Origin of the sequence: Mycobacterium sp. IDR2000157661 (assembly GCF_022317005.1) — a bacterium.
GTDB lineage: Bacteria > Actinomycetota > Actinomycetes > Mycobacteriales > Mycobacteriaceae > Mycobacterium.
In genome coordinates, this window is sequence record NZ_CP081006.1 from 4,880,346 (window position 1) to 4,901,298 (window position 20,953).

Annotated in this window: 21 protein-coding genes; 8 read left to right on the top strand and 13 right to left on the bottom strand. The window is 66.4% G+C overall.

Features of this window, described 5'->3' with window-relative positions:
• Positions 1-50: 50 nt before the first annotated feature.
• Positions 51-1,802, bottom strand: a complete 1,752-nt coding sequence (gene ctaD / locus K3G64_RS25030; RefSeq protein WP_238888260.1) for an aa3-type cytochrome oxidase subunit I — start codon at positions 1,800-1,802, stop codon at positions 51-53.
• A 158-nt stretch (positions 1,803-1,960) separates the two neighbouring features.
• On the opposite strand from ctaD, the gene K3G64_RS25035 reads away from it, so the two are divergent.
• The 3 genes from K3G64_RS25035 (at position 1,961) to K3G64_RS25045 (ending at position 4,535) form a co-directional block, all read left to right on the top strand.
• On the top strand, positions 1,961-3,064 hold the full coding sequence (locus tag K3G64_RS25035; RefSeq protein WP_370647040.1) for an iron-siderophore ABC transporter substrate-binding protein: 1,104 nt from the start codon (positions 1,961-1,963) through the stop codon (positions 3,062-3,064).
• Between the two features lie 28 nt (positions 3,065-3,092).
• Entirely contained in the window at positions 3,093-3,368 is a 276-nt protein-coding gene (locus K3G64_RS25040) for a YciI family protein (protein ID WP_238888261.1), read from the top strand.
• Positions 3,369-3,485: 117 nt separating this feature from the next.
• Entirely contained in the window at positions 3,486-4,535 is a 1,050-nt protein-coding gene (locus K3G64_RS25045) for an NAD(P)-dependent alcohol dehydrogenase (RefSeq protein ID WP_238888262.1), read from the top strand.
• Between the two features lie 3 nt (positions 4,536-4,538).
• Here K3G64_RS25045 and K3G64_RS25050 read toward each other — a convergent pair whose 3' ends face one another.
• The 7 genes from K3G64_RS25050 to K3G64_RS25080 form a co-directional block, all read right to left on the bottom strand.
• On the bottom strand, positions 4,539-4,991 hold the full coding sequence (locus K3G64_RS25050) for a hypothetical protein (RefSeq protein ID WP_238888263.1): 453 nt from the start codon (positions 4,989-4,991) through the stop codon (positions 4,539-4,541).
• Positions 4,992-5,033: 42 nt separating this feature from the next.
• Entirely contained in the window at positions 5,034-5,996 is a 963-nt protein-coding gene (locus K3G64_RS25055) for a DMT family transporter (RefSeq protein WP_238888264.1), read from the bottom strand.
• Complete coding sequence (locus K3G64_RS25060; RefSeq protein ID WP_238888265.1) at positions 5,993-6,961, bottom strand: tripartite tricarboxylate transporter substrate binding protein; 969 nt, start codon at positions 6,959-6,961, stop codon at positions 5,993-5,995. Before K3G64_RS25060 ends, K3G64_RS25055 begins: the two co-directional genes overlap by 4 nt.
• Positions 6,962-6,977: 16 nt before the next feature.
• Entirely contained in the window at positions 6,978-7,820 is an 843-nt protein-coding gene (locus tag K3G64_RS25065; RefSeq protein ID WP_238951006.1) for an SDR family oxidoreductase, read from the bottom strand.
• 164 nt (positions 7,821-7,984) lie between these two features.
• Complete coding sequence (gene nrdF, locus K3G64_RS25070; protein WP_370647257.1) at positions 7,985-8,947, bottom strand: class 1b ribonucleoside-diphosphate reductase subunit beta; 963 nt, start codon at positions 8,945-8,947, stop codon at positions 7,985-7,987.
• Positions 8,948-9,138: 191 nt separating this feature from the next.
• The gene (locus K3G64_RS25075; protein ID WP_238888267.1) at positions 9,139-10,695 is read right to left on the bottom strand and encodes a flavin-containing monooxygenase; all 1,557 of its coding nucleotides are present in this window, start codon (positions 10,693-10,695) and stop codon (positions 9,139-9,141) included.
• A gap of 100 nt (positions 10,696-10,795) precedes the next feature.
• The gene (locus K3G64_RS25080; RefSeq protein WP_238888268.1) at positions 10,796-11,536 is read right to left on the bottom strand and encodes a TetR/AcrR family transcriptional regulator; all 741 of its coding nucleotides are present in this window, start codon (positions 11,534-11,536) and stop codon (positions 10,796-10,798) included.
• Between the two features lie 152 nt (positions 11,537-11,688).
• Here K3G64_RS25080 and K3G64_RS25085 point away from each other — a divergent pair, with 152 nt between their 5' ends.
• Positions 11,689-12,873, top strand: a complete 1,185-nt coding sequence (locus K3G64_RS25085; protein WP_238888269.1) for an NAD(P)/FAD-dependent oxidoreductase — start codon at positions 11,689-11,691, stop codon at positions 12,871-12,873.
• Positions 12,874-12,992: 119 nt separating this feature from the next.
• A complete protein-coding gene (locus tag K3G64_RS25090) occupies positions 12,993-13,163 on the top strand; it encodes a hypothetical protein (RefSeq protein WP_238888270.1) in 171 nt (56 codons plus the stop codon).
• An 81-nt stretch (positions 13,164-13,244) separates the two neighbouring features.
• Here the strand turns inward: K3G64_RS25090 and nrdE are convergent, their stop codons facing one another.
• The 4 genes from nrdE to K3G64_RS25110 all read right to left on the bottom strand — a co-directional run bounded on the left by nrdE (position 13,245) and on the right by K3G64_RS25110 (position 17,125).
• The gene (gene nrdE, locus K3G64_RS25095) at positions 13,245-15,422 is read right to left on the bottom strand and encodes a class 1b ribonucleoside-diphosphate reductase subunit alpha (RefSeq protein ID WP_238888271.1); all 2,178 of its coding nucleotides are present in this window, start codon (positions 15,420-15,422) and stop codon (positions 13,245-13,247) included.
• Entirely contained in the window at positions 15,389-15,835 is a 447-nt protein-coding gene (gene nrdI, locus K3G64_RS25100; protein WP_238888272.1) for a class Ib ribonucleoside-diphosphate reductase assembly flavoprotein NrdI, read from the bottom strand. Before nrdI ends, nrdE begins: the two co-directional genes overlap by 34 nt.
• A 15-nt stretch (positions 15,836-15,850) precedes the next feature.
• Positions 15,851-16,108: a redoxin NrdH gene (locus tag K3G64_RS25105; RefSeq protein WP_238888273.1), complete on the bottom strand. Its 258-nt coding sequence runs from the start codon at positions 16,106-16,108 to the stop codon at positions 15,851-15,853.
• A 474-nt stretch (positions 16,109-16,582) separates the two neighbouring features.
• Entirely contained in the window at positions 16,583-17,125 is a 543-nt protein-coding gene (locus K3G64_RS25110; RefSeq protein ID WP_238888274.1) for an NADPH-dependent FMN reductase, read from the bottom strand.
• Positions 17,126-17,215: 90 nt separating this feature from the next.
• On the opposite strand from K3G64_RS25110, the gene K3G64_RS25115 reads away from it, so the two are divergent.
• From K3G64_RS25115 to K3G64_RS25125, 3 genes are read left to right on the top strand one after another with little or no spacing between them, the layout of a single operon-like run.
• On the top strand, positions 17,216-17,824 hold the full coding sequence (locus tag K3G64_RS25115) for a TetR/AcrR family transcriptional regulator (protein WP_238888275.1): 609 nt from the start codon (positions 17,216-17,218) through the stop codon (positions 17,822-17,824).
• Complete coding sequence (locus tag K3G64_RS25120) at positions 17,821-18,888, top strand: DNA polymerase IV (RefSeq protein WP_238888276.1); 1,068 nt, start codon at positions 17,821-17,823, stop codon at positions 18,886-18,888. The genes K3G64_RS25115 and K3G64_RS25120 overlap by 4 nt, the downstream gene beginning before the upstream one ends.
• A 2-nt stretch (positions 18,889-18,890) precedes the next feature.
• Positions 18,891-20,087, top strand: a complete 1,197-nt coding sequence (locus tag K3G64_RS25125) for an AAA family ATPase (RefSeq protein ID WP_238888277.1) — start codon at positions 18,891-18,893, stop codon at positions 20,085-20,087.
• Here K3G64_RS25125 and K3G64_RS25130 read toward each other — a convergent pair.
• Positions 20,084-20,944 (bottom strand): SDR family oxidoreductase, encoded by an 861-nt coding sequence (locus K3G64_RS25130; protein ID WP_238888278.1) that lies wholly within the window; start codon positions 20,942-20,944, stop codon positions 20,084-20,086. The genes K3G64_RS25125 and K3G64_RS25130 overlap by 4 nt on opposite strands.
• Positions 20,945-20,953 lie beyond the last annotated feature (9 nt).

A 20,953-nucleotide genomic window follows, 5' to 3' on the forward strand; every position in this document is an offset into this window, starting at 1 on the left:
CGATACGAGGAGCGAACCACCTTCGGCATCTCCACCCCAGGGCCGCGGGCCTAGCTGCTGCGGTCGGGCTCGGTACGGGGTCCGAAGCCCTCCGCCGATTCACCCACCGTCGCATGCTTGCCGATGTGCGCCTCGGCGCGCATCCGGTCGATCATGTGCGGGTAGTGCAGCTCGAACGCCGGGCGCTCCGAACGGATCCGGGGCAGCTCGGTGAAGTTGTGCCGCGGCGGCGGGCAGGAGGTCGCCCACTCCAGCGAGTTGCCGTAGCCCCACGGGTCGTCGACGGTGACCGGCTCGCCGTAGCGCCAACTCTTGAACACGTTCCACACGAACGGGATCGTCGAGATGCCCAGGATGAACGCGCCGATGGTCGAGACGACGTTGAGCGTGGTGAAGCCGTCGCTGGGCAGGTAGTCAGCGTAGCGGCGCGGCATGCCCTCGTCGCCCACCCAGTGCTGCACCAGGAAGGTTGTGTGGAAGCCGATGAACGTCAACCAGAAGTGCAGTTTGCCCAACCGCTCGTCGAGCAGGCGGCCGGTCATCTTGGGGAACCAGAAGTAGATGCCGGCGTAGGTGGCGAACACGATGGTGCCGAAGAGCACGTAGTGGAAGTGCGCGACGACGAAGTAGCTGTCGGTGACGTGGAAGTCCAGCGGCGGGCTGGCCAGCAGCACGCCCGACAGGCCACCCAACAGGAAGGTCAGCAGGAAGCCCACCGAGAACAACATCGGTGTCTCGAATGTCAACTGCCCCTTCCACATCGTGCCTATCCAGTTGAAGAACTTGATCCCGGTGGGCACCGCGATCAGGAACGTCATGAAGGAGAAGAAGGGCAGCAGGACGGCGCCGGTCGCATACATGTGGTGCGCCCACACCGCCACCGAGAGCGCGGCGATCGCCAACGTCGCGTAGATCAGCGTGGTGTAGCCGAAGATCGGCTTGCGCGAGAACACCGGGAAGATCTCGGTGACGATGCCGAAGAACGGCAACGCGATGATGTAGACCTCGGGGTGTCCGAAGAACCAGAACAGGTGTTGCCACAGCAGCACCCCACCGTTGGCGGGGTCGTAGATGTGCGCGCCGAGGTGGCGGTCGGCGGCCAGGCCGAACAGCGCGGCGGTCAGCAGCGGGAAGGCCATCAGCACCAGGATCGACGTCACCAGGATGTTCCAGGTGAAGATCGGCATCCGGAACATCGTCATCCCGGGAGCCCGCATACACACCACGGTGGTGACCATGTTGACGCCACCGAGGATGGTGCCCAGACCACCCACCGCCAGACCCATGATCCACAGGTCACCGCCGGTGCCTGGTGAGTGAATGGCGCTGCTCAGCGGCGTGTACGCGGTCCAGCCGAAGTCCGCGGCGCCGGCGGGGGTGATGAATCCGGCGATCGCGATCAGCGCGCCGAACAGGAACAGCCAGAAGGAGAACGCGTTCAGCCGCGGGAACGCGACGTCGGGGGCGCCGATCTGCAGGGGCAGCACCAGGTTGGCGAAGCCGAACACGATCGGGGTGGCGTAGAACAGCAGCATCACCGTGCCGTGCATGGTGAACAGCTGGTTGTACTGCTCATTGCTCAGGAACTGCAGCCCCGGCATGGCCAGCTCGGTCCGCATGAACAGCGCCATCAGCCCGCCGATGAAGAAGAAGATGAAGCAGGCGACGCAGTACATGATGCCGATCATCTTGTGATCGGTCGTCGTGATGAGCTTGTAGATCAGGTTGCCCTTGGGGCCAAGCCGGGCCGGGAACGGACGCCGTGCCTCGAGTTCTCCGATCGGGGGCGCTTCGGCTACCAACAGGTCCTCCAAATAATCCGGTCGGCCACGCAACTTTCTGACTCCGAATCCTAGCCCCCCGACCACCCGTGGGTCGTGGCGGTCCTACAAACGGTCGTATTTGCGTCGCCGACGCGGGCTGACGGGCTCGGAGCTGCCCGGATGTTACCGTCGGCGACGTGCTGACCAGCGGACGACGGATGCGCCATGTCGCCGCCTCGGTCGCTGTCCTCACGGCGGTCGTGGTGACCCTGCTCAGCGGGTGCGGATTCCCCGGCGGAGACCCGCCCACGCCGGCCGACGCCCAGACCGTCGTCACCAGTACGACGCGGATCGCCGGGGCGGGTGTGCTGGGCAACGAACGCCGCCCCGACGAGTCTTGTGCACCGGAGCCGGCTGCCGTCGACCCGGGGCCGCCGGACCGCGTCGTCGGCCACGCGGCGGGCGAGACGCGGGTGCAGGCGGACCCGCAGCGCATCGTCGTCCTCTCCGGCGACCAACTCGACGCGCTGTGCGCGCTTGGCCTGCAATCGCGGATCGTGGCGGCCGCGCTGCCCGATGGCTCGGACTCCCAGCCCTCGTACCTCGGCCAAGTCATCCATGACGTGCCCGCGGTCGGCACCCGCAGCGATCCCGACCTCGAGGCCATCAGGGCAGCCGATCCAGACCTGATCCTAGGTTCACAGGCGCTGACTCCCGAGGCGTTCGCGCCGCTCTCGGACATCGCACCCACGGTGTTCACCGGACCGTCCGGGCCACAGTGGCAGGACAATCTGCGCACCGCAGGCGAGGCGACCGGACGGTCCGGCGCCGCCAACGGGTTGATCGACGGCTTCCGGCGCGCCGCCGACAGAACGGGCGCGGAGAACGACGCCACCCATTTCCAGGCCTCCGTCGTACAGTTCACCGACACCACCATGCGGGTCTTCGGCGTCGACACGTTCCCCGGCAGCGTGCTCGCCGAGGTGGGCGTCGATCGCCCTGCGGCACAACGATTCACCGACAAGCCGTACCTAGAGGTGGGTATCACCGAGGACGATCTGGCCGAGTCTGCCGACCTGTCCGCGGCCGACGGCGACATCGTCTACCTGTCGTTCGCATCCCCAGAAGCCAGGGAGCGCGCCACCGCGGTGCTGGAAAGCGACGCCTGGAGGAAATTGAGCGCAACCCGCGACGGCCGCGTCTTCGCGGTCAACAACGAGGTGTGGCAGGCCGGAGAGGGCATCGTCGCCGCCCGCGGGATCCTGGCCGACCTGCAGTGGCTCAACGCGCCGATCAACTAGTTCGACCAGTCCGACTACATTGAGCCGGGTGTTCCACGTCCTCAGGTCGACATACCTGCAATCCGCCGACGTCGTGAACCGGACCCGGCCCGCGCATCTGGAGTGGCTGCGGGGCGAGGTCGCGGCCGGACGCATCGTGCTGGCCGGCCGCCTCGACGACGAATCCGGGGCGGTGCTGCTCACCGGCGACATGGACGCCGAGGAGGTGCAGGACATCGTGGACCGCGATCCCTACACCGCGGCCGGTGTGGCCCGCTACGAGCGACTCTCCTTCAACGGCGCCTTCCGCGCGCCCGGCCTCTAGGACTCACGTCACACCCGGACCCGGGATGAAGCGGACCCGGGTTCGGGGTTGACTGCCGGAGGGCCGCACCGTCGCGGCGATCCGAAGATGTTCCCCGATGTGAAGCAGAAGGCTGCCATGAGCACCGTCACCGCATACGCCGCGCCGTCGGCGACCGAACCACTGATCAAGACCACCATCACCCGCCGCGACGTCGGACCGCACGACGTCGCGTTCGACATCCACTTCGCCGGCATCTGTCACTCCGACATCCACACCGTGCGCGACGAGTGGGGCCGAGCGAATTATCCGGTGGTGCCCGGGCACGAGATCGCGGGCGTCGTGACCGAGGTCGGTTCGGAGGTGACGAGGTACCGGGTCGGTGACCGCGTGGGCGTCGGCTGTTTCGTCGATTCGTGCCGTGAGTGTCCGCAGTGCCGCGCCGGTGAAGAGCAGTACTGCACCAACCCCGGGATGGTCGGCACCTACAACTCCGTCGGTCGCGACGGGCAACCGACGCAGGGCGGCTACAGCGGCGCGATCGTGGTCGACGAGAACTACGTCCTGAGCATTCCCGACAGCCTGCCGTTGGACGCCGCCGCGCCGCTGCTGTGCGCGGGCATCACGCTCTATTCGCCGCTGCGTCACTGGAAGGCCGGTCCGGGCACGCGTGTCGCTGTGATCGGGCTCGGCGGGCTGGGCCACATGGGCGTCAAGCTCGCACACGCGATGGGCGCGCACGTGACTGTGCTGAGCCAATCGCTGAAGAAGATGGAAGACGGCCTGCGACTCGGCGCCGACGAGTACTACGCGACCTCGGATCGCGACACGTTCACCAAGCTGGCCGGCTCGTTCGACCTGATTCTCAACACCGTTTCGGCCAACCTGAACCTCGGCAGCTACCTGCAGCTGCTCAAGCTCGACGGCACGCTCGTCGAACTCGGGATGCCCGAGAACCCGATGTCGGTGCCTGCCGGCGCGCTGATCTTCGGCCGCCGCAGCATCGCGGGATCGCTGATCGGCGGCATCGCCGAGACACAGGAAATGCTCGACTTCTGCGCCGAGCACGGCGTGCTGCCCGAGATCGAGGTCGTCGCACCCGACTACATCAACGAGGCTTACGAGCGGGTGCTGGCCAGCGATGTGCGCTACCGGTTCGTGATCGACACCGCGCCATTGCGGGGCTGACCGTCAGAACTGGCGGACTTCCTGGGCGTCGACTGTGATTCCGTGGTTGGTGGCGTCATAGGTGAACCGGGTCTTCAAACCCTCGTCCTGAACGGTCCAGCCGTTGGTGCGGTACGTCTCCCCGGGGCCGATGACGACACTGCCTGCCGTGGGGTCCTGAGGGGAGGGGACAGTTCCCTTCTCCCAATACAGTTCGCCGGTGCCGCGGACCACCGGGACGTTCAGCAGGTTGTTGAATTTGGACGTCTCCCACGGTGACTGGCCCCACGGCTGCCCATCGGATCGCTGGCATGTGGCGATCGGTCCACCTCCACGTTCCAGGTCGTTCGCGCTCACCAGGCATCGGACCGCGCCGTCGTCGATCAGGACGACCTGGCCGGCGTCGGCGCCGGCCTGTGGTGCCAGCGGCAGAGCGACGAAGAGCGCTGCCGAGGCGGTGATCATCAGCCGAGTCATGTCCGTCCTCATTCGTGCCACATCGTTTCGTGAGGGATGGTCTCACGGCGCTGGACCCGAGTCGCCGGGTTCGGGGGAAACTGGTCGAGACGGGGATGGGCGTCGGGCTCGCACAGCGACCAGACCGCCGCCGACGACGAGCGCCATGCCCAGGCAGGCCGATAGCGTCGGTCGCTGCTGCCAGACGATCCAGTCGATGAGCGCGGTGAACACGATGACCGAGTAGATGAACGGGCCCACCTTCTCGGCGGAGGCGTAGCGGTAGGCCACGACGATGAGGACTTGCGACGCAAGCTGAGCGAACCCGAGCGCCAACAGCCACGGCCACACCGTGGCCGGGATGGGTTGCCAGTCGGCCACGGCGATGGGAATCGACATCGCGCTGGAGAGCAGGAAGTAGTAGAAGAGAATCCTGATCATGGGTTCGGTCGACCCGAGCCACCGGACCGACATCATGGCGACTGCCAGGAACCCGGCACCGGCGAGCGCGGACAACTCACCGAGGCTGAAGCCCGGGCCTTGGGGGCGCAGTACGAGCGCCACCCCGACAAAGCCGATGCCTGCGCCGATCCAGGTCGCTCCCGCCACCCGCTGCCGCGTTACGGCCCAGGCGATGAACGGCATCCACAGCGGCGCGCTGTAGGTCAGCAGCGATGCGTTGGCCAGCGGAACCTGGGTGATGGCGAAGAACAGTGCGTACCAGCACGCGGTGCCCGTCGCCGCCCGCAAGATGTGCAGACCGAACCTACGCGTCCTCAGCGACGAGCACCCGCCGCGCAGCGCCACCGGGATGACGTAGAGAAGGCCGATCGCGTTCTGGAAGAGCAGCAGCACCCCCGTCGACGTGTACTGTCCGGACACCTTCGCCAGAACGCCCACCAGAGCGACGCAGAAGAAGGCTGCGACAGTCAGTCCTGCGCCCAGGACCAGGTTCTCGGCCCGGTGACCCGCGCCGGTGCCGGGCCTCGGACGAGCCGACGGTGAGGCTGCGCCGGTGTCCGTCACCGGTGGGCCGCAGCTTCGAGCGCGGTCTTGACGTCCTCCTGCGTCGTGGCCAGAAAGGTCTGGAACTGGTCACCGGTCATGAAGGTGGTCGTGAAATGGCCGCGCTCCGAAATGTGTTGCCACGTCGGCGACTCCACCATCCTCGCGAGCGCCGTCTGCCAGTACTCGACGGCGTACGGCGGCATGTCGGGTGGTCCGTAGAGGCCGCGCCAGTTGGACAGGGTGACGTCGAGTCCTTGTTCTCTTGCGGTGGGTACGTCGAGACCGGGCAACCGGTTCTCGGCCAGCAAACCCAGTGCCATGAGGTCTCCGGACCCGATTTGGTCGATGAACTCGCTGACACCGCCGATGGCCACGTCGACGTGCTCCCTGCGCAGCGCGGCGTTCTGGTCACCGCCGCCTTCGTGGGTTACGTAGTGAATGGTGGACGGGTCGCCACCGGCCGCCGACACGAGTAGGTCGAACGGAGCCTCATCGTCATGAGCGGCACCAACGACGACGCCTGCCGGGTCGGACGTGATTGCCGACATGACGTCATTGAGGTTGGTGAACGCAGAGCCGGGAAGGGTGACGACGGCGTAGTACTCGGTCATCAGCCGGGCGATCATGGTGACGTCGCGGTATCCGTAGCTGGACTTGCCGCTCAACTGATTCACCATCATCGACAAGGATGTGACTGCGACTTGGTTGTCCGCACCGCGGTTGTGCTGCACCATCGTCGCCAGGAAGTCGGCACCGCTTCCGCCGGGGCGATTGTGCACCGGCAGCGGCACATTGACGATGTGCTCTTTCTGCAGGGCATCGACGACCGAGCGGATGGTGAGGTCGAACCCGCTGCCCGGATTGGCTCCCGCCGTCATCGTGACGGGTCCGGTGGGGTAGGGCGCTGCCTCGGCGACGGACGGACAGTACAGACAAGCGGTCAGCAGGAAAGCGATCATTGTGCTGAAGGCGGACTTGATCATCGGGCGGTGGGCGCTTCTAGCTCGCGGTGATCGGGCTGGGCAGGGGTGCGCGGTCCCTTGCGTTCATCCGATCGGTTTCGCGTTCCAGGATGTTGTTGACCGTTCGGGGAGCGACGACGTCGAGCGCCCGCAGCGCGAGTGCCTTGCGCGGTGCGATGCGTATCGGTCGGGTCTTCGCAGCGGTCACGATCCAGGTAGCGGCCTCGTCTGCGGTGAGTGCCGGGATGCCGTCGTAGGCGCGGGTGGGGGCGATCATCGGCGTGGCGACCAAGGGGTAATAGATTGTGGTCGAATGCACGCCTGCAGTCCCCCACTCGGTGTCGATGACGCGGCTGACCGCGCTCAGCGCAGCCTTGGATGCGTTGTAGGCGGCGAACATCGGCGAGGATTCGGGGAGCACGCGCCAACTGGCGATATTGATCACGTGCCCGTCGCCGCGTTCGATCATCCCCGGGGCCAGTCCCCGTATGAGCCGCAGCGGCGCGTAGTAGTTCAGCGTCATCACCCGCTCCACGTCGTGCCAGCGCTGAAGCGATTCGGAGAGCGGCCTGCGGATCGACCTGGCCGCGTTGTTGACCAGAACGTCGATGGAGCCGGCACGGTCTACCACCGCGTCGACCTGGTCGAGATCGGACAAGTCGGCCCTTATCGCGATGGCACTGCCGCCGGCTGCCGTGATTCGGTCGACGAGCTCGGCCAGGAGGCCATCCCTGCGCGCGACCGCGATCACGGTTGCGCCTTCGGCCGCGAGTTTCTCTGCGGCAACGGCACCGATCCCCGAGGACGCGCCGGTCAGCAGTATCCGCTTACCGCACAGGTCCGACTGCCTACGAGCGGGCCAGCGCGGAACTGGACGCATTCCGGCCAGGCGCAGAGCCTTCTTGATGTTCGGAATCACAGCTGTACCCCTGACCGGTGGGCACAGTGGTCGCCGCATCCGGTGACAACCGTATGCCGCTACGCTCGACACCCGCAGCAAATTTCACGTTTCCGTCAAGGCCCGCTGCCGGATGACCGGATCGACTAAAAGTCCCAGTCCTCGTCTTCGGTGTTGACGGCCTTGCCGATCACGTAGCTCGAACCCGAACCGGAGAAGAAGTCGTGGTTCTCGTCGGCGTTGGGGCTCAGCGCCGAGAGGATCGCCGGGTTGACGTCGGTCTCGTCGCGCGGGAACAGCGCCTCGTAGCCGAGATTCATCAGCGCCTTGTTGGCGTTGTAGCGCAGGAACTTCTTGACGTCCTCGGTCAGCCCGACGCCGTCGTAGAGGTCCTGGGTGTACTCGACCTCGTTGTCGTAGAGCTCGAAGAGCAGCTCGTAGGTGTAGTCCTTGAGCTCGGCCTGCTTGGCGGGATCCTCCATCGCCAGACCCCGCTGGTACTTGTAGCCGATGTAGTAGCCGTGCACGGCCTCGTCCCGGATGATCAGCCGGATCATGTCGGCGGTGTTGGTCAGCTTGGCCCGGCTCGACCAGTACATCGGCAGGTAGAAGCCGGAGTAGAACAGGAAGCTCTCCAGCAGCGTGGAGGCCACCTTGCGCTTGAGCGGCTCGTCGCCCTTGTAGTACCGCATGACGATCTCGGCCTTGCGCTGCAGGTTCGGGTTCTCCTCCGACCAGCGGAAGGCGTCGTCGATCTCGGCGGTCGAGCACAACGTGGAGAAGATGTTGCTGTAGCTGCGCGCGTGTACCGACTCCATGAACGCGATGTTGGTGTAGACCGCTTCCTCGTGCGGGGTCAGCGCATCGGGAATCAGGCTGACCGCACCGACGGTGCCCTGAATGGTGTCCAGCAGCGTCAGGCCGGTGAAGACCCGCATCGTCAACTGTTTCTCGTGGTCGTTGAGCGTGCCCCATGACGGGATGTCGTTGGACACCGGCACCTTCTCCGGCAACCAGAAATTGCCGGTGAGCCGGTCCCAGACCTCGGCGTCCTTCTCGTCCTGGAGACGATTCCAGTTGATGGCCGATACGCGGTCGATCAGCTTCACGCCATCACCCACGAGAGGAACCCCATTTCACCTGGTCGTTTAGGTTCTAGCTACAGGACTGCTGTAGCGACTCCAACACTACAACTGGGGTCCGACTTTCGACTGCAACACAACATCATGTGTCGGAACGTGTCGCCGCCGGGTGTGCGTTCAGATCGCGAATACGCCCGATATCGAGCGATTCTTCGATCTCAGCGCACACCAGCGACGGCGTGTCGTGCTTTTCCGTTGAGGAACCGGTACTCCGAGGCGTCGAAGCGCCGGGTCGCCAGCCAGTACTGCCACGTCATGCCGCTCCACAACGTCCGGTTCACCCCGTGCTCGTCGAGATACCAGCTACTGCAGCCCCCGGTGCTCCACACCGTGCCGGCCAGCTCGTCCTGCAACTCGTCGTTGTAGCGGTCCTGCGCCTCCCGCGTCGGGGCCAGCGCCTGCGCGCCCTTCTTGTCGACGGCGGCGATCGCGTTGGCGGCGTAGCGGATCTGCGATTCGATCATGAACACCACGGAGTTGTGGCCCAGCGCCGTGTTGGGTCCCAGCAGGAAGAACAGGTTCGGCATATCGGCGATGGTGATGCCGCGCAGCGCCGCGATGCCTTCACGGTTCCACCGGTCCACCAGGTCCTCACCGCCCGGGCCTTTGATGTGGACGTAGGTGTAGGAGTCGGTGACGTGGAAGCCGGTCGCGAACACGACCACGTCGGTCTCTCGTTCGGTCTCGCGGCCGGCCTCGTCGGTGGTCACGATGCCGGTCGGGGTGAACCGCGCTACGCGGTCGGTGACCACGTCGGCCTTCGGGTCGGCGATCCCCCGATAGTAGGTGTCGGAGTTGAGGATCCGCTTGCAGCCGGCGCGGTAGTCGGGGGTGAGCTTTCGCCGCAGCTCCGGGTCCTTGATCGACCGGCGGATGTTCCACTTGCCCAGCAGCTCACCGATTTTCAGCAGCCGCGGCTGACGCGTCATCGCGAACCCGACGCCTTCGTGGACCCAGTAGATCCCCGCACGCATCAGCGCCCTGGTGCCCGGCACGGTGGCGAACAGGTTACGCATCCACTCCGGGATGGGGTTGTTCGGCCGCGGCATCACCCACGCCGGTGTGCGCTGGTAAAGGTGCAGCGCCGCGACGTCCTTGACGATCTCGGGCACGATCTGGATCGCGCTGGCGCCGGTTCCGATCACCGCGACCCGCTTGCCGGTCAGGTCGACGCTGTGGTCCCACTCGGCGGAGTGGAACGCCGCGCCCGCGTATTCGTCGAGGCCGGGGAATTCCGGCACCAGCGGGATGTGCAGACCACCGGCCCCGGAGATCACGAACTGTGCGACGAACTCGCGGCCGTCCTTGGTGAACACATGCCAGCGGTTCTCGGTGTCGTCCCAGTGCGCCCGGTCCACGTGCGAGCCGAACCGGATGTAGCGGCGCAGGCCGTACTTCTCCGTGACACCGAGCAGGTAGTCCTGGATCTCGGGCTGAAACGACCACATGTGCGTCCAGTCCGCCTTCGGTTCGAAGGAGAACGAGTACATGTGCGACGGGATGTCGCAGGCGCACCCCGGGTAGGTGTTGTCGCGCCAGGTGCCGCCGATCTCGTCGGCCTTCTCCAGCATCAGGAACTCGACATTCTGGCGCTGCAGCGCGATCGCCATGCCCAGGCCGGAGAACCCGGTGCCGATGATCAGCGCGCGGGTGTGCACCGGCCGGGTGGCCGGGGAATCGGGTGTGGTGTCGGGAGCCTGCTCGGCAACCGTCATGGGGTTCTCCCCTACTTCGTCGTGGGCCGATCCTGGGAACGCCGGTACCGGATACTTGGGCTCCAGTGTCCGGTCCCGGACCGGGGGTGTCAACGCGGCCTCAGGCGACGGGCTGCTGCTTGCGTACCGCCGTGCTGATCGGCTGGTCGGCGTCGATCTCGATACCGAGTAATTCGGCGGTGCCGTTGATGGCGCCCACCATGATGGTCGTCATGTGTGCGATGAACCGGTCGGCGGCCATCCGGCGGGGACGGTCCACGTCGCCGCCGAGCCACCAGTCAGTCGCCGAGGCGGCGGTCCCGAAGATCGCGTACGCCGCCAGTTCGAACGCCGCCGGTTCGGGTGCCAGGTCCTTGAGTTCGGCGCTGATCATGTCGGCGACGGCCAGGGTGATCTCGCTGCCCTTGTTGACGGCAGTCATCGCGGCGGCGGATTGATCGGCGAACCGGCCCTGGAGCAGGAAGCGCACCACATTGGGGTGCTGGTCGACCAGTTCGACGTAATGCTCGACGCCGCGGCTCACGATCTGGCGAGCGGAGTCGTTCTCGACATCGATCGACGGAATGATGGCGGCCCACAACATGTCCCGCATCCGCTGCCCGATCTCGGAGAACATGTCGGACTTGTCGGTGAAGTGGCGGTAGATCTTGGGTTTGGCGGTGCCTGCCTCCTCGGCGATCTCCCGCACGCTGACGTTGGGCCCCAGCCGGTCGATGGCACGGAACGCGGCGTCGACGATCTCGGCGCGCACCTTCTTGCGGTGCTCGCGCCAGCGCTCGCTGCGGGCGTCCACCTTGACACCCGGCTCGCCACCAGAGCGTGGCCTGGACCCTCGTCGCACCCGGATCACTCTACCGCTCAGACACTTCTGACCTGCTCAGACCGCGCCGAGTGGTGTTTCACCGAGCGTGGGCCAGGCAACTCTGTGGCGAGAACCGTGGTCGCGGCACGGGTACTATCGCTGCGACATCGCCCATTGACGAGACGAGTTTCATGACGCAGCGATACGACCTGGTCATCGCGGGTGGCGGGCCTTCCGGTTCGGCCGCGGCGTGGCAGGCCGCACAGACCGGCGCGAAGGTAGTGGTGCTGGACAAGGCCGAGTTCCCCAGGGCCAAGCCCTGCGGCGACGGGCTCACCGCCCGCGCGGTGAGCTACCTGCAGAAGATGGGGCTGGCCGACGAGGTCGCCACCTACCACCGGGTGAACCGCGTGACGGTGTTCAGCCCGAGCGAGTGGGAGCTCTCGTTCCCCAAGCGCCCCGGCATGCCCGACCACGGCCACACCGTCAGCCGCGAGCACCTCGACACCACCCTGCTCAAGCACGCCGAGTCCGCAGGCGCCGAGGTGCGCCAGGGCGCCGAGGTGAGCGGCCCTGTCGTCGAGAACGGCCGGGTGGCCGGCGTGACGCTCAAGGGCGGCGAGAAGGTCTACGGCGACGCGGTCATCGCCGCCGACGGTGCCTACTCCCCGATCAAGCGCGCGCTGAAGATCGACTCCGAGTACAACGGTTACTCGGCGATCGCGATCCGCTCGGAGATGCCCGCGAACCGCCCGGACTCCGACAGCCTGGACATCTACCTCAAGCTGGCTTTCGAAGGCGACCAACTGCCGGGGTACGGCTGGGTCTTCCCGATGGGCAACGGCATCTTCAACATCGGGCTGGGCTACGTCAACAGCTACAAGAACTGGCAGTCGATCAACGCGACCCAGTTCCTCGGCGATTTCCTGCGCACGCTGCCGCCCGAGTGGGAGTTGCCGCCGATCGAGGAACTCAAGAAGAACAAGAGCGTACGCGCATGGCGGCTGCCGATGGGCTTCACGGCCTGGCCGCCGTGGCGACCGGGCGTGCTGTTCACCGGCGACTCGCTGGGGGCCGGCAAGCCGGCGTCCGGCGCGGGCATCTCCAAGGCGCTGGAGTCCGGGCTCGCCGCGGGTGAGTGCGCGATCGCGGCGCTGCAGAACGGCGGGCCCGACGACTTCACCAACTACGCGCAGCGGATGGAAGCGGCGTGGGGCCGCGAGTACAAGCGCGGCCGCTATTTCCACAAGTTGCTGGGTCAGCCGCGGTTGGCCAACGCCGGCATCAAGCTGATCGACAACGCGGCGTTCCGCGACCGGATGCTTCGCGCCCTGTACAAGAAGGCCCAGGGCCCGCAGCACACCATCAAGAAGTAGGCCAGGCGTCGCGGCCCCTAATCCCCTAGCGGTCCACCCACCGCAGCCCGGATGCCCGCCCGGCAAGTAGCGGCGTCCGCCCCGTTTCGGTGCCGCCGGCTGCCCGGCATGCTGACGCCATGAACACCTATCTGGCCGCGATCGCCATGTCCGTCGGCCTCGGGCCGGCCCCGCACGCCGGCGGGGAAACCGACGCCTTCTGGGCGTTCGACACGGAGCAGTCCGACGACATCGGTGTGTGCTGTGAGTACGACGCCGGCGGAAAGCTCCCCGTCTCCGCGGTGGACTAGCGCACATGGCGCCGAGTGTCGGCTCAAGGCACGGTCAGACCGTACTTTGCGTGCGACAACCCGACACTCGGCGTCGAATCCCTACAGCATGCAGGACACGCAGCCCTCGACCTCGGTGCCCTCGAGCGCCATCTGACGCAGCCGGATGTAGTACAGCGTCTTGATTCCCTTGCGCCAGGCGTAGATCTGCGCCTTGTTGACGTCGCGCGTGGTGGCGGTGTCCTTGAAGAACAGCGTCAGGCTCAGCCCCTGGTCGACGTGCTGGGTCGCCGCGGCGTAGGTGTCGATGACCTTTTCGTAGCCGATCTCGTAGGCGTCCTGGAAGTACTCCAGGTTGTCGTTGGTCATGTAGGGCGCCGGGTAGTACACCCGGCCGATCTTGCCCTCCTTGCGGATCTCGATCCGCGACGCGATCGGATGGATCGACGACGTCGAGTGGTTGATGTAGCTGATCGACCCCGTCGGCGGGACCGCCTGCAGGTTCTGGTTGTAGATGCCGTGCACCTGCACCGACTCCTTGAGCCGCAGCCAATCGTCCTGCCTCGGAATACGAATGCCCGCGCCGGCGAACAGTTCCTTGACGCGATCGGTCTTGGGCTCCCACATCTGCTCGGTGTACTTGTCGAAGAACTCACCGCTGGCGTACTTCGAGCGCTCGAAGCCCTTGAAGTGCGTGCCCCGCTCGATCGCGATCCGGTTCGACGCCCGCAGCGCGTGGTAGAGCACGCAGTAGAAGTAGATGTTCGTGAAGTCGACGCCCGCTTCGGAGCCGTAGTGAATCCGCTCGCGTGCCAGGTAGCCGTGCAGGTTCATCTGCCCGAGGCCGATGGCGTGAGAGTCGTTGTTGCCCTGCTCGATCGACGGCACCGACCAGATGTGCGTCTGATCGCTCACCGCGGTCAGCGCCCGGATCGCCACCTCGATCGACTGGGCGAAGTCCGGCGAGTCCATCGTCTTGGCGATGTTCATCGAACCCAGATTGCACGAGATGTCCTTGCCGACCTTGGCGTAGGACAGATCCTCGTTGAACACCGACGGTGTCGAAACCTGCAGGATCTCCGAGCACAGGTTGGAGTGGGTGATCTTGCCCTCGATCGGGTTGGCCCGGTTCACCGTGTCCTCGTACATGATGTACGGGTAGCCGGACTCGAACTGCAGCTCGGCCAGCGTCTGGAAGAACTCGCGCGCCTTGATCTTCGTCTTGCGGATCCGCGCGTCGTCGACCATCTCGTAGTACTTCTCGGTTACCGAGATGTCGGCGAACGGTGACCCGTAGACCCGCTCCACGTCGTACGGCGAGAACAGGTACATGTCCTCGTTCTTCTTCGCCAGCTCGAAGGTGATGTCGGGGATCACCACCCCCAGGCTCAGCGTCTTGATCCGGATCTTCTCGTCGGCGTTCTCGCGCTTGGTGTCGAGGAAACGGTAGATGTCGGGATGGTGGGCGTGCAGGTACACCGCGCCGGCGCCCTGCCGCGCCCCGAGCTGATTGGCGTAGGAGAACGAGTCCTCGAGCAGCTTCATGATCGGGATGACGCCCGAGCTCTGGTTCTCGATGTTCTTGATCGGCGCGCCGTGCTCGCGAATATTGCTCAGCAACAACGCCACTCCCCCGCCGCGCTTGGACAGTTGCAGCGCCGAGTTGATGGAGCGCCCGATGGACTCCATGTTGTCCTCGATGCGAAGAAGAAAACAGCTAACTGGCTCACCGCGCTGCTTCTTGCCTGAATTGAGGAATGTCGGTGTGGCCGGCTGGAACCGGCCGTCGATGATCTCGTCGACGAGCTTTTCAGCTAACATCGTGTCGCCGGCGGCCAGCGTCAGCGCCACCATCACGACGCGGTCCTCGAAGCGCTCCAGGTACCGCTTACCGTCGAATGTCTTGAGCGTGTACGACGTGTAGTACTTGAACGCGCCGACGAACGTCGGGAAGCGGAACTTCTTCGCGTACGCCCGGTCGATCAGCGTCTTGACGAAGTTGCGGGAGTACTGGTCGAGAACCTCGCGCTCGTAGTAGTTCTCCTGGATCAGGTAGTCGAGCTTCTCGTCATAGTTGTGGAAGAAGACGGTGTTCTGGTTGACGTGTTGCAGGAAGTACTGGTGCGCAGCCTCACGGTCCTTCTCGAACTGAATCTTGCCGTCGGCGTCGTAGAGATTCAGCATCGCGTTCAGGGCGTGGTAGTCCGTCTCGCCGGGTAACGCATGCGCGTGCGGCGCGGGGACGGCTACAGGCTCTGAAGCTGTGACGGTTGGTGGCACGTCTGGTCCTTCCAGAAGTCGTTGAGGCCTGCGCGAACCGCGAGCACGTCGTCGGTGGTGCCCATCAGTTCGAAGCGGTAGAGGAACGGGACGCCGCACTTACGGGAGACGACGACCCCGGCGTAGCCGAATTCGGCACCGAAATTGGTGTTGCCCGCGGCGATGACGCCGCGGATCAACGACCGGTTGTGTTCGTTGTTGAGGAACGCGATCACCTGCTTGGGGACGTATCCGCCGCGGTCCGGATCGGGACCGTTGGCGTGACCGCCGCCGTAGGTGGGCAGCACCAGCACGTACGGCTCACCGACCTCGATGCGCCCGTGCAGTGGGATACGGGTGGCGGGCAACCCCAGCTTCTCGACGAAGCGGTGGGTGTTCTCCGAGACGCTGGAGAAGTAGACGAGGTTGCTCATGCCCGCCGGATCCCGTCAGGCCGTGGCGGCGACTGCGCCGAGGGCCTTGATGCGGTCGGGCCGGAAGCCCGACCAGTGCTCGTGACCGGCCACGACGACCGGGGCCTGCAGATAGCCCAGCGCCATGACGTAGTCACGGGCCTCGCTGTCGAGGCTGATGTCGACGGTCTCGTAGGCGATGCCCTGCTTGTCCAGCGCCTTGTAGGTGGCGTTGCACTGCACGCAAGCCGGCTTGGTGTACACGGTGACGAAGGACTGTGCTGGCTGGGACATCTGCGGTACGGCTCCTCTGCGACGGGGTCTGGCAACTGGACGGGTACTGCGCTCCGCCGATGCTCACCACAATTCAGCGGACCGGAGACCCTTGAAATTCCTTGCGCCCGGTGCCTCGGTCCGGTGTGGCGGGCAACCGACACGGCCGGATTTCGGGGCTCCGGCCGACCCTTTTCAGCTCAGGAACTGTGGGGGCCTGTCGGTGCTCGAAACACTACACCTAGTGTCCGACATCGCATGCGGATACCAGATGTTCTGAATAACATTTTTGAAATTCCCAGGTCGTAAGCCATTCCTCGACACCGCGCACGGCGTGTCGTGCATCACAATCGCCGGTGTGTCGCCCACGGCCCCTATATCTAGCAGGGCGCACCGACATCTCCCGGGAGATCGGTTCGCGAACAGCAAAGCGCCGGCGGGGCGCCAAGGCTCCGCCGGCGCTGCGGTGCTGCCGGTGCCGAGACGCTGCAGCGACTAGCCGACCTCGGCGACCAGCTTGCCGACGATGTCACGCAGCGTCTGCGCCACCTCGGCGTTCTCGCGCGGATGCTTGCCGTCGAAGACCGTGGTCTGCACCGAGAGCTTGAGGTCCTCGACCACCCGGGGTCCCGCGATGCCGAACGACTTGCGGGTCTCGTCGTGCGCCCACACCCCGCCGTACTGTCCGAGCGCCGCCCCGACCACCGCCAGCGGCTTGTCGTTCAGTGCGCCGTTGCCGTACGGCCGCGACAACCAGTCGATCGCGTTCTTCAGAACGCCCGGGATGCTGCCGTTGTACTCGGGAGTGACGACGAGCGCCGCGTCGGCGCCGGCCGCCGCCTGCCGCAGCGCTGCAACGGGCTCGGGGACGTCACCAGTGTCGAGGTCCTCGTTGTAGAACGGCAGCTCGCCGAGCCGGTCGAACAGCTCGAGCCTGACCCCCTCGGGCGCCGACTCGACCGCCAGTTCGGCCAGCTGGCGGTTGATCGACGCGGCGCGCAGGCTTCCGACCAGCACCAGCACCTTGATGTCCGACATGTGCACACTTCCTTCCGATGATTGCGAGGCGTTTCACCCAGGTGAACCGGACCGCAGTCCGAATCATTCCCGCTGATCTAAACTGCTGCCATGGCCGCACCTCGTCACCTGGCCGAGTTGCCGGTGACCGACCAGACGCCGCACGAGCGGGGTGATGCCGCCCGCAACCGGGCGCTACTCCTTGACGCCGCCCGGCGGCTGATCGCCGAGCACGGCGCCGACGCGGTCAGCACCGACGACATCGCCGCGGCCGCCGGGGTGGGCAAGGGGACGTTGTTCCGCCGGTTCGGCAGCCGGGCGGGCCTGATGATCGTGTTGCTCGACGAGGACGAAAAGGCCGAGCAGCAGGCGTTCCTATTCGGCCCACCACCGCTGGGCCCCAGCGCCCCTCCGTTGGAGCGCCTGCTGGCCTTCGGCCGCCGACGGCTGGCGTTCGTCCGCAACCACCACGCGCTGCTCTCCGACGCCAACCGCGATCCGCAGACGCGGTTCAACGCGCCGGCCACCCTCCACCACCGGCACGTCCGCGTGCTCCTCGAGGACGCCCACACCAGTGGCGACCTGGACGCCCAGGCGACCGCCCTGCTGGCGCTGCTCGACGCCGACTATGTGCACCATCAGCTGACCGAACGCCGTGCGACCCCGACGTCGCTGGCGCAGGCCTGGGAATCGTTGGCACGCAAGCTCTGTGGCACATGACCCGATGGGTGCTGCACGTCGACCTCGACCAATTCCAGGCGGCAGTGGAGGTGCGCAGGCGTCCCGAACTGGCCGGGCAGCCGATCATCGTGGGCGGCAACGGCGATCCGACCGAGCCCCGCAAGGTGGTCACCTGCGCGTCGTACCCTGCCCGTGACTTCGGGGTGCATGCGGGAATGCCGCTGCGCACCGCGGCCCGCAAGTGCCCGAATGCGACGTTCCTGCCGCTGGACACCGACGCCTACGACGAAGCCTCCGAGGAGGTGATGGGCCTGCTGAGCGACTTCGGCCACCCCGTCGAGGTGTGGGGCTGGGACGAGGCCTACGTCGGCGCGGACCTCGACGCCGAGAGCCCGTTCGGGTTCGCCGCGCGGATCCGTGAGGTCGTCGCCGCCGAGACGGGGCTGTCATGCTCGGTGGGCATCAGCGACAACAAGCAGCGTGCAAAGGTCGCCACCGGCTTCGGCAAGCCACGCTCGGGTGAGCCGGATGCGACCGGAGTCTTCCAGCTGACCGACGACAACTGGATGGCGGTCATGGGCGACCGCTCGGTCGACGCGCTCTGGGGTGTGGGCCCGAAGACCTCGAAAAAGCTTGCCGCGATGGGCATCACGACCGTCGCCGACCTTGCAGGCACCGACGCGACGGTGCTCACGTCGACGTTCGGCCCGACGACCGGCCTGTGGGTTCTGCTGCTGGCCAAAGGTGGCGGCGACGCGAATGTCAGTGCCGAGCCGTGGGTGCCACGCTCGCGCAGCCACGTGATCACGTTTCCGCGCGACCTGACCGACGGCGCCGAGATCGACTCGGCCGTGGTCGGACTCGCCCAGCAGACGCTCACCGAGATCGTCGGGCAGGGCCGGATCGTCACCCGCGTGGCGGTGACGGTGCGCACGACGACGTTCTTCACCCGCACCAAGATCCGCAAGCTGCCCGAACCGACGGTCGCCCCGGAGGTCGTCACGGCGACGGCTCTCGATCTTCTCGGCCAGTTCGAACTCGACCGTCCCATCCGGCTGCTCGGTGTCCGGCTGGAACTCGCGCCGCCCGACGGCGGGTACTGACCGTGTTGCAGACAGTCGCGATCCGCGGATACCGCTCCCTGCGCGACGTCGTCCTGCCATTGGCGCGGTTGACGGTCGTCACCGGCGCCAACGGCACGGGCAAGTCGTCGCTGTACCGTGCGCTGCGGCTGCTGGCCGACTGCGGCCGCGGTGAGGTGATCGGCTCGCTGGCCCGCGAGGGCGGGCTCGAGTCGGTGCTGTGGGCGGGCCCGGAGCAGCCGGCCGGAGCGCGTCGAACGGGCCGCGTCGAGGGCACCACCCGCACCGGTCCGGTGTCACTCGAACTGGGTTTCGCGTCGGATGATTTCGGATATCTGGTCGATCTCGGCCTGCCGCAGATGGCCGGCCACAATTCGCTGTTCGCGCGTGATCCGGAGATCAAACGCGAGGCCGTCTTCGTCGGCCCCGTCATGCGCAACGGCTCCACCCTGGTGCGCCGCACGCGCGAGTACGCCGAGGCCAGCGCGGCGTCGGGGCGGGGCTTCGACAAGTTGTCGCACTCGCTTCCGGCCTATCGCAGTGTGCTCGCCGAGTACGCCCATCCGGGCGCGCACCCCGAACTCGCTGCGGTACGGGACCGGTTGCGCGACTGGCGCTTCTATGACGGGTTCCGTGTCGACGCGGCCGCGCCTGCGCGTCAACGCCACGTCGGGACCAGGACACCGGTGCTGTCCGACGACGGCCGTGACCTGGCCGCCGCGATCCAGACGATCCTCGAGGGGGGCTTCGACGACCTGCAGCACGTGGTCGCCGACGCGTTCGACGGTGCCGAGCTCTCGGTCACCGCGCACGACGGCCTTTTCGACCTGCAGCTACACCAGCCCGGCATGCTGCGGCCGCTGCGGGCTGCCGAATTATCCGACGGCACATTGCGATTCATGCTGTGGGCGGCCGCGTTGTTGAGCCCCCGGCCGCCGTCGTTGATGGCGCTCAACGAACCCGAGACATCGCTGCATCCCGATCTGGTGCGCCCGCTGGCGTCGTTGATCCGCACCGCTGCACAGAGCACCCAGGTGGTCGTGGTCACTCACTCACAGACACTGCGGTCCTGTCTGGGCGCGGTGCCCGTGGCCGGCCGGGACAACCCGCGCGATGGCGACGAGGCCGTGGAGATATGCCTGTTCAAGGACCTCGGCGAGACCCGCGTCGAGGGCGTAGGCATGCTGACCGCGCCGGCGTGGGACTGGGGTAAGCGCTAGCCGCGCGGTGGCGGCCGAAGCGCGCGAGTGAAGGCCACGTTGACCCGCCGCATGACGATGCTGTACGGCCACCACATCGTTCGCTTGAACAGGTAGAGCGCCCGGATGTCAGCCGAGGTGTAAATGAGGAAGCGGTTGCGGCGCACACCGGTGAGCATGCGGTCGGCGACATGCTCGGGCGACTTGGCGTGGCCGACGAACAGGTCGACCAATCGGGCCACTCGCGGATGCTCACGGTCCACGCCCGCTATGTCCACGGTCCGCACCAGTTGTGTTCTCACTGCCCCCGGTACCACCACCGACACTCCGATGCGGTGGCGCGCCAGGTCGAAACGCAGTACCTCCGACAGGCCACGCAGCCCGTACTTGCTCGCGCTGTAGGCGGCGTGCCAGGGCAGCGCGACCAGCCCGGCCGCCGACGACACGTTGACCAGGTGTCCGCCCTTGCCGGCCAGCACCATCGGCGGCACGAACGATTCGATGACGTGGATCGGCCCCATCAGGTTGACGTCGATCATCGAGCGCCAGTGGCGGTGCTCCAGCGTGGAAACCGTGCCCCATGCCGAGATCCCGGCGATGTTCATCACCACGTCCATCGCGGGATGACTGGCGTGGATATCGGAGGCGAACTGCGTCACCGCGTCGTAGTCGGAGATGTCGAAGGCGCGGTGCGCGCTGACCGTGCCGCCGAGCGAACGCACGTCGGCGACGGTCAGTTCCAGGCCCTCGCGGTCACGATCGGTCAGGAAGAGGTCGGCGCCCTCGGCGGCCAGTTTCAGCGCCGTGGCACGGCCGATGCCGCTGGCGGCACCGGTCAACAGACACCGCTTACCCGCGAAACCGCTCTGAGCCGCCATGGCGGTGAC

Bases quoted from the DNA above. Each gene is read 5' to 3' on its own strand.
- K3G64_RS25045 (WP_238888262.1), top strand. From the start codon at position 3,486: ATGAGCACCGTCACCGCATACGCCGCGCCGTCGGCGACCGAACCACTG.
- K3G64_RS25050 (WP_238888263.1), bottom strand. From the start codon at position 4,991: ATGACTCGGCTGATGATCACCGCCTCGGCAGCGCTCTTCGTCGCTCTG.
- K3G64_RS25060 (WP_238888265.1), bottom strand. From the start codon at position 6,961: ATGATCAAGTCCGCCTTCAGCACAATGATCGCTTTCCTGCTGACCGCT.
- K3G64_RS25065 (WP_238951006.1), bottom strand. From the start codon at position 7,820: ATGCGTCCAGTTCCGCGCTGGCCCGCTCGTAGGCAGTCGGACCTGTGC.
- K3G64_RS25075 (WP_238888267.1), bottom strand. From the start codon at position 10,695: ATGACGGTTGCCGAGCAGGCTCCCGACACCACACCCGATTCCCCGGCC.
- K3G64_RS25085 (WP_238888269.1), top strand. From the start codon at position 11,689: ATGACGCAGCGATACGACCTGGTCATCGCGGGTGGCGGGCCTTCCGGT.
- K3G64_RS25090 (WP_238888270.1), top strand. From the start codon at position 12,993: ATGAACACCTATCTGGCCGCGATCGCCATGTCCGTCGGCCTCGGGCCG.
- nrdI (WP_238888272.1), bottom strand. From the start codon at position 15,835: ATGAGCAACCTCGTCTACTTCTCCAGCGTCTCGGAGAACACCCACCGC.
- K3G64_RS25105 (WP_238888273.1), bottom strand. From the start codon at position 16,108: ATGTCCCAGCCAGCACAGTCCTTCGTCACCGTGTACACCAAGCCGGCT.
- K3G64_RS25110 (WP_238888274.1), bottom strand. From the start codon at position 17,125: ATGTCGGACATCAAGGTGCTGGTGCTGGTCGGAAGCCTGCGCGCCGCG.
- K3G64_RS25115 (WP_238888275.1), top strand. From the start codon at position 17,216: ATGGCCGCACCTCGTCACCTGGCCGAGTTGCCGGTGACCGACCAGACG.
- K3G64_RS25120 (WP_238888276.1), top strand. From the start codon at position 17,821: ATGACCCGATGGGTGCTGCACGTCGACCTCGACCAATTCCAGGCGGCA.
- K3G64_RS25130 (WP_238888278.1), bottom strand. From the start codon at position 20,944: ATGGCGGCTCAGAGCGGTTTCGCGGGTAAGCGGTGTCTGTTGACCGGT.